We start from the raw sequence: 18,048 nt of genomic DNA on the forward strand, positions 1-18,048 counted from the left end.
ATCATTTATCGAAGACTTCCTTAATCATTACTAAACTGAGCCAATACTCGCCTCAATAGACTCTGGTCATGAAGACTGCAATCATTACCCTCGATTTTATCAACGATATTTGTCATCCAAAGGGACAAATATCAGCAGCGGCCCCAAGAGTCCATAAGAATAGAGTTATTGAGAACACCAATAAACTCCTTGCGTGGGGAAGAGCACGACGTCATCTTATTTGCCATATCAGGGTCGCTTTTTCCACCGACTACAGGGAATCTTCCTCTAACTCTCCCCTCTTCAGCTATATCAAAGATATAGGCGCCCTCCGTCAGAAAAGCTGGGGCACTGCTTTTGTTGATGATCTCAATATCACTGATAGCGATATATCTATTTATAAGAGGCGTGTCAGTGGCTTCTATGGGACCGAACTCCCAGTGCTTATTGCTAGCCACAATATAGAAAGGATTATTTTCTGTGGGGTATCAACACAAAATACAGTCGAACTGACAGCCAGGGAAGCTCACGATAGAGACTTTTCAGTACTCATTGCCTCAGATGCCTGTGAGTCTGACACGGAAAACAATAAACAGAATAGCCTGAACTTCCTCACGAAGATAGCCAGTGTAAAAGCAGTCGATGAGATTATTGCTAGTGAGGGTGCTAGTAAATAATGAATACCCGTATTTCCAATAGAGAATTTGCCCTCAGTGTCATTACCGCAATTCTGGCGGCCAGCTGTATGTCGCTAACCGGGCTATTTGGTAAAGAACTAACTACCTTTAGCTCCTTATCGTTGGTGGTCTTTATTCGTTTCTTTGCCCCATTTTTAATCCTAACCTGGATTTGCCTCGTTGTTTTCGATGAAAACCCTGTGACTCATCGAATAGATAGGATTGATGGTGCAAGGGCGTTATTCACTTGTCTCGCTCAGTATTGCTTGTTTTATTATTTGTCCAAAGGCTCTCTACTTGTCGCCGCCCTTCTATTTTCAACGTCAGGTTTATTTCTCCCTTTTATTACCCGGTTTGCCAAAAAGGATCCGATAAAAAAGAAGACACTAGCGGCCTGTTTAATCAGCTTTATCGGCGTTGCTTTTATATTGAAGCCAACTGCTGGCTTTGACAGCTATATGATAGTGGGCCTGCTATCGGGCTTCTTTGGAGCTTGTTCACAGTTTGTAATGCACCACTCTTCAAAGAAGCAAAATACGATATCTTCAACCACCAAGATGTTCGGCCTATCCAGCCTCTATATGCTTGCTATTTTATTGATTGAAGGAAATCTTGGGGAGCTTACAAAAGTCGCGGTATCTCTATCGGACTCGGTAAGTTTTGTGATTGTGATTATTGCTTTTAGCCTGTCGACAATCAGCAATCAATCCTTACGCACTAAAGCCTATCGTCGGGTAAACAGACCTGCCAGCTTATCTCCCTATTTATATACAAGCCTGATTTTCTCCGGCATATTGGATTGGTTGGTCTATAACACACTCCCAACCTGGAATACTTATGCCGGCAGCTTACTGATAGTAATAGGAGGTATTATTCAGGCAATCAGAACTCAACCCCAGATTAAGGCATCGCATTCTTAGCAAGGATAAGGGAGGGCTAGGAATAGCCGGAGAAACCCAGCCCTACAGATTCAACTATCTGCAGGGCCCAGACGATTACTTGAACATCAGTTCAGGATTAACCATCGTTTTCATTTCCAGAACGTTGCCATTTGGATCTTCGATAAAAAAGGTTTCCTGTTCGTATTCATTGCCGACAAAGCGACGGTAAGGCTTGTCCAGGTATTCCAGCCCGGCAGCTTCGATACGGCCTTTTAGTGCCTGAAACTCATCTTCCGGCAGGTGAATGCCAAAATGAGGAACAGCCACTTCTCCCATATCCACCTTGTGGCGAACATTGGGGAGCTTCTCCTCACTCTGGTGCAGGGTGAGTTCGTTACCCCAAAAGTCGATATCTACCCAGCGACCTTCTTCACTGTTGCCGGTCTTGCAGCCTAAGACATCGCAATAGAATTTCTTGGCGGTTTCCAGGTCCCCTGCCGGAATCGCAAGGTGCAAACAATTCGATTTCATATAGCCTCCAGCCTTTGCTAGCTCCTCATAGAGATCAAAAATTGATTGACTGACATCTGCTAGTCATTAGCCCTTCAACCCTCCCCCTAACAGCATTAACATTTACTTTGCCGTCGGAGCCACCCAAAGGATACAAATAAGATCAAGTGATCCCGTTAATTATTTAAATAAAAGTGGCCGCTTTACGCGCTGGCAACTTATACCGGGAATATTCCTAATATTAGGGCCCATAGCTTTAGCTAAAGAGCCCGAACTCAGGGAGTATACAGATGCATATCATCGCACCCCACCCCGAAATGGAATATCCTCCTAGCCTAGGAGTACACTTTAACATATATATTTCAATCTCTAATATCGAACCCGCGGAGAAACTGCTTAGTTATTGAACGTACTCCTCGACACTTCAGCGCCAAATCCTTATAGTGCGGCCCCCACATCACGCCTCCTATTTTGGCGAAACTGGCTTACCAGAGCCCATTTGTAATCCTCAGGAATACGCTCTTGATCTCCACCGCGAATATCACCATGCAGTTTGGTGCCCAACCACTGTTTGAAAACATTTCTGTAAAGTTCGGCAATGGCAACCGATATGGCCTTATCGGGGCCAATGGATGTGGAAAGTCAACCTTTATGAAGATCCTGAGTGGTGCCTTGGCGCCCTCGGCCGGCAACGTATCCATTGAGCCTGGATGCACCTTGGGTACTTTGAGCCAAGACCAGTTTGCATTTGAAGAGTACACCGTCGTCGATGCGGTCATCATGGGAGATGTCCGCCTGTGGGAAATTAAACAGGAACGTGACCGGATATACTCGCTACCGGAAATGAGCGAAGAAGACGGCATGCGCGTAGCCGAGCTTGAAGTCCAATTTGCTGAGCTGGATGGATATAGTGCAGAGAGCCGTGCGGGAGAAATCCTGCTTGAAGCTGGCATCGACGAAGCCCTGCATTTTGGCCTGATGAAACAGGTAGCTCCCGGCTGGAAATTGCGTGTATTACTCGCCCAAGCGCTATTTGCCGACCCGGATATTTTATTGTTGGATGAGCCGACCAATAACCTGGACATCCACACCATCAAGTGGTTGGCAGATGTACTGAATCAACGCAAAAGCACCATGGTCATCATTTCCCACGATCGCCACTTCCTGAACTCTGTCTGCACCCATATGGCCGACATAGATTATGGTGAATTGCGGGTTTTCCCCGGCAATTATGAGGACTTTGTTGCGGCCTCCACGCTAATACAAGAACAACTTCACGCAGAGAATGCCAAGAAAAGTGCCGAACTGGACGAGCTACAGAGCTTTGTGAACCGCTTCTCTGCCAATGCATCCAAAGCCAAGCAGGCCAGCTCCCGCGCGAAGAAGATGGAAAAAATCAAGCTGGACGAAATCAAACCCTCCAGTCGGGTCAGCCCTTATATTACGTTTAACCAGTGTAAAAAATTGCACCGCCAGGCGCTGACTCTTGAGGGGCTTACCCATGGTTTTGACAGTGAAACGCTATTTCAAGGTGGCGAAATGCTGCTGGAAGCCGGTGCGCGCCTGGCAATTATCGGTGAGAACGGCGTTGGTAAAACAACCTTCCTGCGCTGTCTTGTCAATGAGATCCAAGCAAACAGCGGAGTCGTCAAGTGGTCAGAAAATGCCGCTATCGGCTACTGCCCGCAAGACAGCAGTACAGATTTTGATGGTGACTTGACAATATTTGAGTGGATGTCCCAGTGGCGCACTCCCAAGCACGATGATCTGGCCGTGCGAGGTATTCTGGGCCGACTATTATTTACCGCAGATGATGCCAATAAAAAGGCAAAGGTCTGCTCTGGCGGCGAGAAAAATCGCCTGCTGTTTGGCAAGCTAATGATGATGGACACCAATGTGCTCATCATGGATGAGCCAACCAACCACTTGGACATGGAAGCCATCGAAGCCCTGAACAAGGCACTGGAGAAATATGAGGGCACACTTATTTTTGTGAGTCACGATCGTCAGTTTGTCTCATCCCTGGCAACCCGAGTTATTGAAATCAAAGATCAAGCACTGATCGATTTTCAAGGCACTTACGAGGAATACCTGGCGCACCAGTCAGGTACAGAACAGCAAGTAGCCTGATTCCAAACTCGAATCGGAAAAGGCATATTGGGGCGATAACAATACTCGCCCCAGGACTCAAAAGCTGCAAATTGTAACCAATCACCACCAGATAATACGGGGCTCGGTAGGCATCACCTGAGCCCCCTAAAGTCGCCCCCCGCTACTGCAATCCATCCAGATTCCTTCCTCGGCCAATTTCCTACGAATTAGTAAAAAAACCAAACAGCCAAATAATTTTTATACAGGTTAAAAGTCGATTTACTTTTCCCAACTATAACCATCGACCTCAGGCCGATGCCTGCCTATATAAGGAAGGCGCTCAGAAGATACATTTCAACCATCCTTGTTCTACTACCAAGCGGATGACTTCCAGTGTCATCAAAGTTAAACAACATCTATCGCGACCCCTAAAAGCACCAAAAGTATTCATGTTGCCTGTGCAAGCACCACTGGGGAGCAGATGCCGACTTTCTGGACTATTTACCTAATTTGCCCCTGCAATGTAGCGATTCCCTACTATCAAACCAATTAAACAATACTTTTTTGCTACACCGACCCATCGCTAACCAATAAATGAGTATCTCGTTTTCCCCAAGCGTGATTTTTTGGTGCAGAGTTACTTAAAAAGCTAGGAAAAAAGCGTAAATGCCGAGAAAAAACACTGGAAAACAGGGGTTAAGTTCTGGTACATTCCGCGACTATTTTTTAACCAACTGCCGATTTTCTCATCGGCCGCCAGTGCGAAATTCGCCTGTCGCTGTAACAGAGGTAATAGAATGAAACCAACCAAGCCCCTGCTACTGCTGGCCTCTAGCCTGTTGTCCGTAGCTGCCCAAGCTGAGATGACCTGGAGTGACAACAGCCTGAGCCTTCTTTACGGCCACGATTACAAAGTCGACTACAGCAAGAACACGGATGACTCTGAGAGATCCGTAGTAACTTTTGAGCACGCCAGTGGCCACAGCTGGGGTGACCTCTTTATTTTTGCCGACTACCTGGACTCGGAAGATGGCTCCAAAGAACTGTATAGTGAGATTTCTCCCCGCCTGAGCTTAGGCAAGCTCAGCGGCAGTGAACTGGCTTTCGGACCGGTTACCGATGTACTGATCGCCACAGCAGTTGAGCTGGGCAATATGGATGATCCGGACCACTTGGCAGCAACCGGCCCCCACTTTACCAATTACCTGACGGGTGTGGGCTTTGATCTCGCGGTACCCGGTTTCTCCTTTGTACAAGCGAATGTTTACCACCGCGATAACGATGACAAGGCCAGCAACGAGCAGCTGACCCTGGTTTGGGCCATGCCTTTTACCCTGGGTGATGCCAGCTTTGTCTACGACGGATTTATCGATTGGACCAGTGCTTCTGAAGATTCACATCCGAGCACTAACTTTACCTCCCAGCTGAAATGGGATGCCGGCGCCGCCTGGGGTGAACCCAAGACCCTGTACGCGGGTATTGAGTACGTACACTGGAACGACAAGTTCGGAATCAAAGATGGCACTTATGGTGTCGATTCCAACGAGCGCAACGTTAACCTGCTAGTAAAGTACCACTTCTGATATGAAACCCACTGATATCCAAACATCGGCGACCCCTGGGTCCGACATCCCACAGGTGGGAGGCAATGCCTCATTCCTGGAGAAGTTGTTCAAGCTCTCAGAGCGCCAGACGAATGTTCGCCGGGAAGTGATTGCCGGCGTTACCACATTCCTGACGATGGCCTACATCATCTTTGTGAACCCCAATATCCTGGCTGCAGCGGGTATGGATAAGGGCGCTGTGTTTATGGCGACCTGCCTTGCAGCCGCTATTGGCTGCCTGATTATGGGGCTCTACGCCAACTACCCCATCGCATTGGCGCCAGGTATGGGCCTCAATGCCTTCTTCGCCTACGTTGTCGTCGGTGAAATGGGCTACAGCTGGCAAGTAGCCCTGGGTGCGGTGTTTATATCAGGGGTAATCTTCCTGCTGCTCAGTATCTTCAAGCTGCGAGAGTGGATTATCGATAGTATCCCCCTCTCCCTGCGACAATCCCTGGCAGCGGGTATCGGCCTGTTCCTGGCGATCATTGCCCTGAAGAGTGCCGGTATCGTTGTGGCCAGCCCCGCTACTCTGGTAACCCTGGGCGACCTCAAGTCAATTGAGGCGATCCTGGCAGCACTGGGCTTCTTTATTATTGTGGCCCTGTCCTACCGCCGTATGCTGGGCTCAGTGATGATCGGTATCCTTGCGGTAACCGTCATCGCCCTGGCAATTGGTAAGGTAGAGTTCACCGGTCTGGTATCCGCACCTCCCAGCCTGGCACCGACTTACCTGGAGCTGGATATCGCTGGCGCCTTCGAAGTTGGCATGATCAGCGTGATCTTTGCCTTCCTGTTTGTCGACCTGTTCGACACCGCAGGCACCCTGTTAAGCGTTTCTGATCGCGCCAAACTGCTGGATAAAGATGGCAAGTTGCCTGGAATGGGCAAGGCCCTGATGGCCGACAGCTCCGCATCTGTCGTTGGTTCTGTGCTGGGCTCCTCCACTACTACCTGTTATGTAGAGAGTACTGCAGGAATTACCGCCGGTGGTCGCACAGGCCTGACCGCTGTGGTTTGCGCCGGGCTATTCCTGTTGGCGACCTTCTTCTCGCCCCTAATCGGTATGATTCCGGCCTATGCAACCGCAGGTGCTCTGCTGTATGTTGGCGTCCTGATGACTTCCGGTATGTCATCTATTGATTGGGATGACATTACCGAGGCCGCACCGGCAGTAATCGCCGCAGTGATGATGCCTTTGTCGTTCTCGATCGCGCACGGAATCGCCCTGGGCTTTATTTCCTACGCAGTTATTAAAACGCTGAGCGGACGTAGCAAAGACGTCAGCATCAGTGTCTACGTGTTAGCGGCACTCTTTGTTGCCAAGTTTGCCTTTTTCTGAGGGGTACATTGATGAAAAAGCACTTTATTAGCGCACAGCAGCTCCTGATAGACTCTTATGCTCTCGCCGAGCAAATCTATAAGGACGGCTTTCGCCCAAACTATATTGTCGGTGTTTGGCGCGGTGGCGCTCCTGTGGGCATCGCTGTACAAGAGCTGCTGCACGTGATGGGAGTGGATGCAGACCATATCGCTATCCGCACTTCCTCCTATCTCGGTATCGGTGAGCGCGACAAGAAAGTGCGCGTGCATGGCCTGAACTACCTGATCAAGCGCCTGGAGTCCCATGACTCCCTGTTGATCGTGGACGATGTGCACGACTCTGGCCTGAGTATTGAGCAAACTATCGAAGACCTACGCGCTGCCTGTAAGAAGAACACGCCGGAGATTCGTATCGCGACCCCTTACTACAAGCCGAAGAACAACAAGGCCAAGCGCGAGCCGGATTACTTTATCCACAAGACCGAAGAGTGGTTGGTATTCCCCCACGAGATCGACGGTCTGTCCCGGCAGGAGATTCTGGAGAACAAACCAGAACTCGCCCCCTATGTGGACAGAATCGCCACTGCTGTTTAATCAGCAATATTACCGGGGGCTAATGCCCCCGGTTCTCTTCTCCTCTCATCTCCCTCTCTCCCTTAGGCCATTCCGGCAAACCCTCCCCCGGCACTCAACTCCTGCCATAGGCAATACTTCAATACTCTATTAATAAACCCCACTTATGAAACTAAAGTTAGTGAGAATCAATTTATAAAGTAGAAAAGTTGGTCCAAAATTAATGCGATAAGGCCAAATGTCGGAAAATAAAAATGAACGACAAATCAGCGGGACTTAGTAAATCGCAACTCGATGCTTACTGGATGCCTTTTACCGGGAATCGTCAATTCAAAAGAGATCCCCGTATTATTACCTCAGCCGACGGCTGCTATTACCGTAGTGCTGATGGCCGCCCCATATTCGATAGTCTCTCTGGCTTATGGACCTGTGGTGCTGGACACAACCGCCCGGAGATAATTGACTCCATTACCCGACAAGCAGCCCTTCTGGATTATGCCCCCGCTTTCCAATATGGCCACCCGGGAGCCTTCCAACTAGCGGAGCGTGTCAGCCAGATGATGCCCATGGGGCTCAATCGTATTTTCTTTACAAACTCCGGCTCTGAATCCGCAGAAACCTCTCTAAAAATAGCTAGAGCCTACTGGCAGAAGATGGGTGCTCCAGGGAAAACAAAATTCATCGGACGCGTGAAAGGCTATCACGGAGTTAATTTTGGCGGTCTTAGTGTGGGGGGTATTAGCACTAATCGAGCAATCTTTGGCTCATCTTTAGATTCTGACCACCTTCGCCACACCCTTTTACCCCACAACCGCTTTGCTAAAGGACAGCCTGAACAGGGAAGTTTCCTGGCAGACGAGTTGCTGGAACTTATCAAACTGCACGGTTCTGAAAACATTGCCGCTGTTATTGTCGAGCCCGTAGCGGGGTCTGCGGGAGTATTGCCCCCACCAAAAGGCTATCTCCATCGCCTTAGGGAAATATGTACTCAATACGACATATTGTTGATATTTGATGAAGTCATTACCGCTTTCGGGCGCATGGGGAAAGCCACCGGAGCAGAGTTTTTTGGAGTGACCCCGGATATGCTCAATACAGCCAAACAGCTTACAAATGGCGCTGTTCCCATGGGCGCTGTGGCTGTGCGTCAAGATATCTACGAGATATGCATGGAAAATGGAGGACCTCAATACCAACTGGAGCTTCCCCACGGCTATACCTACTCTGGGCACCCACTAGCCTGCGCAGCGGCATTGGCGACACTGGATATTTTAAAGAAAGAAAATTTATTTGAGAGATCTACGGAGCTTGCCCATATCCTGGAAGACCATATCCATCAACTCAATGGATTACCGTTAATAGAAGATATTCGTAATTGTGGACTTGCCGCAGGCCTGACAATCGAATCAGCTCCGGATGAGCCATTACTCAGGCCTTACTTAATTGCTATGAAGATGTGGGAAAAAGGCTTTTATATTCGCTACGGCGGCGACACATTGCAAATCGGCGTCCCATTTATAGCACAGGCAGAGGAGATTGACGGAGTTATCAACGCATTAGCGGAATCAATTACTGAGGTCGCAAACGGCCAGTAGCCAGAACCTATTCCTTCTCACTCTGTATAAAAGATTCCCCCTACTGATACGGAAAATTTATATCGCCGCCTAGCTATCTTTAATGATACAAAGTAAATCGCAAATAGTAATTCAATAACTCTATATTAAAAATAGCGCCATGAACAAATATATTCGCCTTACAAATGTATTACTAAAGTACAAAGTGGTTATAGCGATTCTATGTGGTATTTTATTAAGTTCCTGTGAGCAAAGAACTACTAAGCAAGAAATAAGCTCACCAGCAAAGAAAATTTCATCTCCTATTAGAACCACAGCCCCAGGACTTTCAGAATCTTATGCTGACATTCGTCGTCAGCAAATTGCTGAAGTGGACTATCGGCTGAGCATCAATCTGGATAGTCAAGCTAAGAACTTCTCCGGAATTGTGCACGCAGATATCAATTTTAGAAAAATACTTGAACAGCCGCTCACTATCGATTTTTCCGGTGGTGCGGTTGATTCAATCCAGGTCGATGGAAGATCTGTTCCATTTGAGTACAACAACTACTTTATTTCTATTGATTATCAAAATCTACCAGAAAAATCCCACACGATTACGGTGAATTATCAACACCCGTACTCTAACAATGGCTCAGGATTACATCGCTTTAAAGACCCCAAAGACGAAAAGGTCTATTTATATACGGACTTTGAACCTTATGATACCAATCGCCTATTCCCACATTTTGACCAACCCAATTTGAAAGCACGCTACACCCTGGATGTAAAGGCTCCAAAAGACTGGGTAGTAGTTAGCGCGGAAAGAGAGGAGAGAGTAGAAGAGAAAAGAAAATCAAACCACTGGTTTTTTCCTCAAACCAAGAAATTCTCATCTTACATATTCTCTTTACATGCAGGTCCTTACCACATCTGGGAAGACAAGGCAGGAGATATTCCCCTTCGCTTAATGGCAAGACAGAGCCTGGCAAATTACGTAAAAACAGAAGACTGGTTTACCTTCACCAAACAATCCTTTGAGTTCTTTCAGCCCTACTTTGAAATTGATTATCCATTTAAAAAATATGATCAAATACTAGTACCTGATTTTAACGCCGGCGCTATGGAAAATGTTGGGGCTGTAACATTTAACGATTCTTACATATCCCGAGGAAAAAAGACCCAGGCCCAGCGGATGCGCCTCGCCAATGTTATTGCCCATGAGCTGGCCCATCAATGGTTTGGTAATTTGGTCACCATGAATTGGTGGGATGACCTTTGGCTCAATGAGAGCTTTGCCACTTACATGGCCAATCTGGCTCTAGCCGAAAATAGCGAATTCACTACCGCTTGGGAGAACTATTACTTAGGCGCCAAGCAATGGGCCTACCACACTGATCAACGCCCCACTACCCACGCTATTCAATTACCAGTCAACAATACTGACGAAGCCTTTGCCAATTTTGATGGAATTACTTATGGCAAAGGCGGCTCAGTACTCAAGCAATTGCCCTACTATTTGGGCAAAGAAGAATTTCGCAAAGGCGTCAGTAATTACTTAAAGGCCTTATCTTATGACAATTCAACCCTCAATGACTTTATCAACCACCTGGGCAAAGCTGCGGATAAAGATCTTAATTCCTGGCAGCAACAGTGGCTTTACCAGGCCGGCCTCAACACAATTGAAGCCAGCTTCCAGTGCGATGATGACAAAATCAATCATCTGGTAATTCAGCAAACAGCACCAGAGGAATACCCGATATTAAGGGAACAGCGCACACAGCTGGGGGTTTACCAAAGGAAAGCTGGAAGTATGAAACGGGTTGCAACCCTTCCAGTGCTTTATAGTGGTGCCAGAACCGAAGTAAAAGAAGCCGTGGGGCTACCCTGCCCAGAGGGGCTATACCCCAATGAAGAAGATTGGGCCTATGTGAAGGTAAATCTGGATGAAGTTACCATCAAGAATATGGCTCAGCATATCAATGATATTGAAGAACCGTTTGCACGACTAATGTTCTGGCAAAGCCTATTTGATAGCACCTATGACGCAAAACTGCCCCTGGATGAGTATATTAGTTTTATAGTGAATAATGGCGTCGACGAAAGAGACATCAACATTATTCGTTTGAACGCTAGATATATTGAATTCACTTACGATTTCCTGACTCAAATCCCCCTAAGCACAAAGCGTCGTAACGAACTTACTCAGACTGTTGAGAGCTTTGTCTGGGGTCAACTACTAGAGGCGGCTGAAGGTAGTGATCAACAAAAAGTCTGGTTTGGTGTTTTTACCAATATCGCCCACTCCACACCAGCATTAAGTCATGCTAGAGACCTGTTAATGGGAGAGTTTGCCATTAAAGGACTGGAACTCGATCCTGATATGCGCTGGAAACTTATCAAGTTGCAGAATCGTTATCTATTCTCAGATTATGAGCAGGCAATCACAAGAGAATTGGCAAAAGATAACTCCGACAGATCTAAACTCAACGCACTATCTGCTGAAGTTATTCGCCCCCAATCCGAAAACAAATCAAAGTGGGTAGATAACCTTATATCTAATCGAGACAAATTCAAGTTAAGTGAAATTCGAAAAATTACAGAGTCCCTTTTTGCACCAGAGCAAATAGAGCTATTTAACATCCACGGTCAACCGATTTTTGACTCACTGGCTCAGGTCAATGAAGATGAATCTCAGGAATTGCTTACTGCTTATGCTTACGCCCTACCGCTAATGTGTTCTAGAGAAAATGTAAATGAGATTACTAAGTCACTAAAAGAAAAACCACAACTTAAGCCCATATTGGTAAAAGCACTAAAAAATCATCGCTATTCCGGTGAACGCTGTATCAATATCGGGAAGCGATTACTCTAGATCTTCTTTAAACTAGCTATTAATGTTGAACTAAGGGCAATATCCAGCCCTTAGTTTCCCTTACCAGGCTTTTGGCCGGGTATTACGCGTAATAAAACGGTGCATATTTTATCTAAATGCCCCCTAATAAAGCATATCTATTGCACCAGCTAACTTATACTTATTCTTCTCTAAAAATCTTGTTACAGTGACATTTCAAAGCCCAAAAAATTAACGGGCGTTCCTACTTGAACCATTGTTTTAAAAAGAAAGACAATCAAATAAAGATGTATATATCAGTAAAATTAGACGACCTGTCCGATGGCTCCATTAACAATCTTCTTGAATCTCATCTACGGGAAATGTACCGACATTCCCCACCTGGAAGCGTTCACGCACTAAATCCTGATGAGTTAAATGACCCCATGATTACCTTTTGGGGAGCGAGAATTGATGGAGTTTTGGCCGGCTGTGGTGCCCTAAAAGAGATCAACCCTGATTTGGGCGAAATAAAATCCATGAAAACTCATTCTCTATTCCTGCGCAAAGGCGTTGCCCGCGCCTTGATAGAAAGAATATTGGAGGAGGCAAAGCAGCGTAAATATAAAGAGATAAAGCTGGAGACAGGTCGCGCTGAAGCTTTTGCTCCCGCAATCGCTCTCTATCGCCGTTATGGATTTGACGATTGCGCCCCTTTCAGTCACTATAAAAATGACCCTTTTAGCCTATTTTTAGGTAAAAAATTATAGTCAATAGGTATCCCTTATCAGTCAGTATGAGAGTGTTTGTTACCATGGCGCTATCCAGAAGATCCTTTATTAAATATTCCAGCTTAGCTTCCCTTACTTTCGGTGGAGTCAATCTAACCGCTAAAGAGGCTAATTCCAGCCTATCTGTATCAAGCCTTCCCAGCCTGGAAATGCCTTTACAGGAGATATACTCCGCAGTCTTTTCTGGCGAGATCTATGTGGCAGGGGGATTTATCCCATCGGATACGGCAGTTTTCTTCGGTCTCTCTCCAACTAAACAAACACATATCTTTTCTCCGAAGGAACAAAACTGGAGGCCAGGGCCCAATTTACCTGAGGCAAGACATCACCTCGGCATGGCCAGTAACTCCAACAGCCTATATGGCATCGGTGGATTTTTTGGCGATTCGGATAGCGCCTGGCAAGCCCGAAATACCGTTTATAAACTTTCCAGCGAATATAAGCATTGGATAGAAACCAGCCCTCTCCCCCGGCCCTTGGCTGAATCTATTTACACCAACATTGGGGAGAACATCCATGTCATTGGCGGTAGGGCCCCCGACGAACAGTCTAAAAATAGAGATACCAATTCTCATTATGTGCTTACAAGAGGGGATCATTGGGAGCAAGTGGCGCCAGCCAGTATCAAGCGAACCTCCGCAGGTGGGGCAACTTTAAATAACAGAGTTTATGTTGTTGGTGGCCGCCAGGTTAGCGACAATGGTAGCAAGGCCAGGAATCTAACTTATGCCGAAGTTTATGACCCCAGCCTGGATAAATGGGAAAAGATCCGCCCCCTACCCCAGGCTGCTGCCGGACTCACAGTAACCCCATTAAATAATAAATTAATAGTTACCGGCGGTGAGGCATTTGGCCCCAATGGCAACTGGAAGACTGGTACAGCATTTAACAATATTTGGATTTACGATCCAGTCACAGATGATTGGAACAATCAGGGTCAGTTGCCCCAGGCACGGCACGGTCACGGAGCAGTAGCCCTAGGAGAAAGCCTCTACTTGATTGGTGGAGCCTCTAAAGTTGGGCCGCAAGAAACTCTCGCCTCCGCAATACAGCTGCGCTGGAGCTAAAGGGCAATAATAAAGTACCCTTGAGCAAACCCACAATGCCTCTGGCTTGCAGAGGCCCACTGATGGGATGCATTAATTAATTGGGAGCAATGCTGCCATCAATATCTGTATAGTTCTGATGGCGCTCAACTCCTAAATATCCAATATATCTATCCCGTATCTCACGCACATAATTAACTGGCTCCCTGCCGCGCACGTAACCAAAACGACTATCGCGATAGTATTCAGGCTGGGACAACAGCAACATGGCCTCTTCAACATGGCCAAACCACTGGTTAGGGTCCCACTTCAGTCGTCGGGCTAACGTCCTGGCGTCCCTGACATGGCCGTGACCCGCATTATATGCAGCCAGGGTAAAATAGATCTTCTGCTCTAGGGGTATATTTTCAGGAAAACGTTTATCCAACCACCCCAGATAAGATACACCTGCGCGGATCCCGTTTTCAGGATCATACAAATTTTTAACTCCCATCTGTCGTGCAGTCCGAGGTAATACCTGCATCAAGCCCTGAGCACCTGCAAAGGAGCGCGCTTGGGGGTTAAATTGACTCTCCTGGTACATCTGCGCAACCACCATACGCCAATCCCGATCGGTAGCCTCAGTATATTTCTTTACTAGGGGATCAAAGGGCGATAGTTCATCAGTGCTGCGCAGGCGCTGCCCTTGATGTCGGAGGATACGCTTTTGCTCCTTGAAATATTTATTGTAAGTAACGTTAAAGAACAGGTCCCGATTGTGCTTGTTCAGAAAGTTATTCAGTTGTTCCAGTAATACCGGCTGGCCAGTTCGAACGGCCCAGGCGATATCTCGCTCCCCTGGCAACTCCCCCACTACAGTAAAGTCATCCCGGTAAGTGCTCTCAATGGCGGCCAAGTGTGAGTCAACTACGGTATAGGAAAAAATACCCCTGGCTACTGCATCAATAAGAAACTCACTGGTAGCGCCTTTTAAACGATGGATCTGTAGCGGCACCATATCTTGCCCGTGCTGCTTTTCCATTATTTTGACCAGACTCTCGTGATAGCTCGTGGTGGGATTAACCACTACTGTTTGCCCTGAAAGCAGGATCTCGGGAAGGGGTAGCTCTTTATCAGGCACATTTGATTTTGCGGCTACTACCTGTTCCGTAACTGTCATATAAGGCTTGGAAAATGCCAATCCCTGCTGGCGGCGGGCCTCGGTAACAGTAAGGGATGCAGCAATCATGTCCCCCATTCCATCATTCAATGCTTCGACCAAATCCTGATCTTTATCGGGCACAACCATGCTCAGGCGTAATTTATGGTCACGGGCAAACTTCCTTAGCAGATCGTAATCAAACCCCATCAACTCACCGCGCCAGATAAAGTAGGAAGCGGGGTGATTGCGAGTAAGCACCCTTAAAGTTCCGCTCTCCTTTATTGCCTGCCAATCTCTCAGAGGCTGCTCTCGGTTCTGACTGGCCAATACCAGTTCTGCGGTAAAGAACTCATTCAACTCACGCCTCAAAGCGATAGCATTTTTGCGTACAGCCCAGGCGATAGGCCTGCGGGAATCAAGTTCTGTGGTGGCTGTAAGTTGCGGGTAATCAGTTAGAAGCACATCGGCCAAATTACTATCAATAATTGTTGCGGGGTATTCACCAGCTGCTACAGCCGCGATAAGCTCGCTGGTTGCAACCGGCTTATCGAGGTAAGTGATCCTGTAATTTTCCGTATCGGCTCGCTGCTCCAGGGTTTCAGCAAATGCACTGCCCCGCCGCAGCACGACTTGTAAGGGCACAGCCTCTTCCACCTCGAACTCTTTATGAGTAATTAGCAACTCATCAACATATTGTAATGGGCGGGTAAAACCCAGTAATAACTTGCGTTCTTTTGTGCGGGAAAAATTGGTGGCAATTACATCCCCACGTCCATCAACAACCGCTGGAATTAAATCGGAAAAGTTATCTACGTAAACCCACTGAGGCTTTAATCCCCGGCTGCGAGCAAAATTTTCCGCAAGTTTTCGCCACTCTGTTGCAGGTAGTCCTTCTCGTGGTAAGGCGCTCTCCTGGGGGCCCCTTGGAGCCAACAGGCGCAATACACCTCGCTCTAACAGGGCTGGCAAATCTCCTTGCTCTACATAATTTTCAAACTGCGGCTTTGCGGGCTGTTTATTCTGCGGCGTTGGTATCGGTTGTTGGAGAGATCCCGTTAAAAGCTTTGAGTTTTCTACAACAGGATCTCTATTACTCTCGCATGCGGCAAACAGCAATATTAAGACAAATAGCGGAAATATAACGAAAAACCGTTTTCTGCTCACAGTGCACCCTTTCTTATTCTATGAGAAGCATTACCCTTAACGCGCACGCTATGCTTCGCAATATGGAATTGCCGCTGTTACAGAAATCGTACCAGTTTGCTGGGAAATTATCCCCTAAAAAAAGCCCGGCAAAGTCAATTGCCGGGCAAATATACGTTGGCGAATGTCGGATGTCTCTTACACAGAGTGACAAGCCTTTTTTATTCAGTGAGCGCTCTTATGGTTGCTATGATGACTTGGGTTTGCCCTTCAGCTCTGCCAACCTCATTTTTATTTCTTTGTTCTGCTCCTCGTCTGGGAGCTCGAACATCAGCGGCTTCGCCACTCGGGCAAAATACTCCGCATCTTTCTTTTGGTAGAGCTCTTCTGCCAGCCACTGGGCAATATGCAGCTCACGGGGGGCACGCTTGTAAGCCTGCTCCAGCTTTTCCAGATATTCCTCTCGGGGGTAATCCAGCATCTCCATAGCCATCGCCAGGCCAAACCAGTGAGATGCATTTTTCGGTTCTTCCTTCACCAGGAAGTCGAACTCTTCCCGCGCCATTTTCAAGCTGCGAAGATCCCGCTTACTACCGGGCGCCACCGCCTGCTGATTAACCGTTAACCAGGCATGGGCACTCAAGTACCAGAGCTGGCCCCGGTCCTTAGTGGGGACACTGGCCAAAAGGTGGCTAGCCTGGGGGAAATTACCCAATCGCAGATCGGCACTCGCTTTAATCGCAGCCAACTCAGTACTGTAAATACCCGTGCTGTAGGCATACTCAATCAACTCATCCAAGGCCAGCAGGTTGTAACCGGACTGGGCGATAAATCCAGCCAGGATACTCACCGACTCTCTTTTGCTGAGGCGTTTAATCGTAGGGCTGGCCTCTTTAAAGTCCGCGGGGATAGCGCCACTAAAATGTTCAAAACTGTCCGCCTTATAAGTGGCTACATAGGCCTTTTCGATTTCTTTCACCGACATCCCCAGCGCTTCTTCCAGGGCAAGTACTGGGTCGGCACCATCGTTATAGGCTTTGACGAAATTATCGAAATTATCCTGCTTGCCGCTTTTCATCATCAACCAGTGAGACAGAATCCAACCTCCGGCATAGACATCTGCCTTTTCGTCCGCATCGGTGTTGTACACCGTCGCGCGCAACAGGTCTTCCAGCGGCATAAGCCCGGTATACATCAGGGTCATGGCCCGTTCGCTGGGAATGGAGCCAATTTCGTAGGTGCCTTTTTCCGGGAATGACATGGTTGCCATAAATTCAGCAAACCCCTCGCTATACCAATAGGGGTAGTGGGTGGTGTTGCCGTTATAGCTCAGAAAATGGGTGTATTCATGGAACAGGAATTCGCGCGCTTTGAGCTGCCTCTCAACGCTGCGACCATCCAGGTTTACCAGGGCATAGTTACCCTCCGCAGAGGTATCGAACAAACCGTTGGTCATATCCGCCAGCTCAACACCCACCAGGTTTGCATAGGTGTCCCGGTCTGCGGCCGCATAAATAGTTAATCGCTCGCTTTTTGGATCTGCATCGAGTAACTCCAGGGCCACTGCGCGATAGCGCTCCAGGTCTGCTACCAGACTTTTGACTGCGTTGGGATCACCATCGGTAATCACGCGAAAATTATCACTGTCGACTTCATACCAGGTCACCTCCCCCAAACCACGCGGCGCGGCGTAGGCTGAAGCGATAAATCCGAAACAAAGTACTAATAGAACAACTGAACGAGAAACCATAGTTCGGGCCACCGAGTCATTGTTGCTGAAGCCCTCCCTAGCTGATTAGCGAAGACGACACAGTACCGGTTTTCACTGATCAAAAAAAGATCAATTTGATCACAAAACGGCTTTTCGCCTATTTTTGTGTGACCGGAAAGACACAAAATAGAT

The 18,048-nt window shown here is 47.6% G+C and carries 13 protein-coding genes; 10 read left to right on the forward strand and 3 right to left on the reverse strand.

Annotated elements, in window-relative coordinates; translation table 11 throughout:
- Positions 1–68: 68 nt before the first annotated feature.
- Together QT397_25020 and QT397_25025 are read left to right on the forward strand one after the other, a co-directional pair.
- Positions 69–656, forward strand: a complete 588-nt coding sequence (locus QT397_25020; protein ID WNZ56063.1) for an isochorismatase family cysteine hydrolase — start codon at positions 69–71, stop codon at positions 654–656.
- Complete coding sequence (locus tag QT397_25025) at positions 656–1,576, forward strand: DMT family transporter (GenBank protein ID WNZ56064.1); 921 nt, start codon at positions 656–658, stop codon at positions 1,574–1,576. The genes QT397_25020 and QT397_25025 overlap by 1 nt, the downstream gene beginning before the upstream one ends.
- Before the next feature lie 75 nt (positions 1,577–1,651).
- On the opposite strand, the gene QT397_25030 is transcribed toward QT397_25025, so the two are convergent.
- Entirely contained in the window at positions 1,652–2,068 is a 417-nt protein-coding gene (locus QT397_25030; protein WNZ56065.1) for a VOC family protein, read from the reverse strand.
- Positions 2,069–2,569: 501 nt separating this feature from the next.
- Here QT397_25030 and QT397_25035 point away from each other — a divergent pair.
- The 8 genes from QT397_25035 (at position 2,570) to QT397_25070 (ending at position 13,882) form a co-directional block, all read left to right on the forward strand.
- Entirely contained in the window at positions 2,570–4,177 is a 1,608-nt protein-coding gene (locus QT397_25035) for an ABC-F family ATPase (protein WNZ56066.1), read from the forward strand.
- 758 nt (positions 4,178–4,935) lie between these two features.
- Positions 4,936–5,721: an outer membrane protein OmpK gene (locus tag QT397_25040; GenBank protein ID WNZ56067.1), complete on the forward strand. Its 786-nt coding sequence runs from the start codon at positions 4,936–4,938 to the stop codon at positions 5,719–5,721.
- Position 5,722: 1 nt separating this feature from the next.
- On the forward strand, positions 5,723–7,084 hold the full coding sequence (locus QT397_25045; GenBank protein WNZ56068.1) for an NCS2 family permease: 1,362 nt from the start codon (positions 5,723–5,725) through the stop codon (positions 7,082–7,084).
- 11 nt (positions 7,085–7,095) lie between these two features.
- Positions 7,096–7,659, forward strand: coding sequence for a phosphoribosyltransferase family protein (locus QT397_25050; GenBank protein ID WNZ56069.1), 564 nt, complete (start codon positions 7,096–7,098; stop codon positions 7,657–7,659).
- Positions 7,660–7,892: 233 nt separating this feature from the next.
- Positions 7,893–9,233 carry an aspartate aminotransferase family protein gene (locus QT397_25055; GenBank protein ID WNZ56070.1) on the forward strand — a complete coding sequence of 447 codons (1,341 nt, stop codon included), beginning with the start codon at positions 7,893–7,895 and terminating at the stop codon, positions 9,231–9,233.
- Positions 9,234–9,372: 139 nt separating this feature from the next.
- Complete coding sequence (gene pepN / locus QT397_25060; protein WNZ56071.1) at positions 9,373–12,066, forward strand: aminopeptidase N; 2,694 nt, start codon at positions 9,373–9,375, stop codon at positions 12,064–12,066.
- 266 nt (positions 12,067–12,332) lie between these two features.
- On the forward strand, positions 12,333–12,794 hold the full coding sequence (locus QT397_25065; protein ID WNZ56072.1) for a GNAT family N-acetyltransferase: 462 nt from the start codon (positions 12,333–12,335) through the stop codon (positions 12,792–12,794).
- Positions 12,795–12,820: 26 nt separating this feature from the next.
- The gene (locus tag QT397_25070) at positions 12,821–13,882 is read left to right on the forward strand and encodes a kelch repeat-containing protein (GenBank protein ID WNZ56073.1); all 1,062 of its coding nucleotides are present in this window, start codon (positions 12,821–12,823) and stop codon (positions 13,880–13,882) included.
- Positions 13,883–13,958: 76 nt separating this feature from the next.
- Here QT397_25070 and QT397_25075 read toward each other — a convergent pair whose 3' ends face one another.
- A complete protein-coding gene (locus QT397_25075) occupies positions 13,959–16,166 on the reverse strand; it encodes a transporter substrate-binding domain-containing protein (GenBank protein ID WNZ56074.1) in 2,208 nt (735 codons plus the stop codon).
- Positions 16,167–16,392: 226 nt separating this feature from the next.
- Positions 16,393–17,895, reverse strand: a complete 1,503-nt coding sequence (locus tag QT397_25080) for a hypothetical protein (protein ID WNZ56075.1) — start codon at positions 17,893–17,895, stop codon at positions 16,393–16,395.
- Positions 17,896–18,048 lie beyond the last annotated feature (153 nt).

It is taken from the genome of Microbulbifer sp. MKSA007 (genome assembly GCA_032615215.1).
Lineage (GTDB): Bacteria > Pseudomonadota > Gammaproteobacteria > Pseudomonadales > Cellvibrionaceae > Microbulbifer.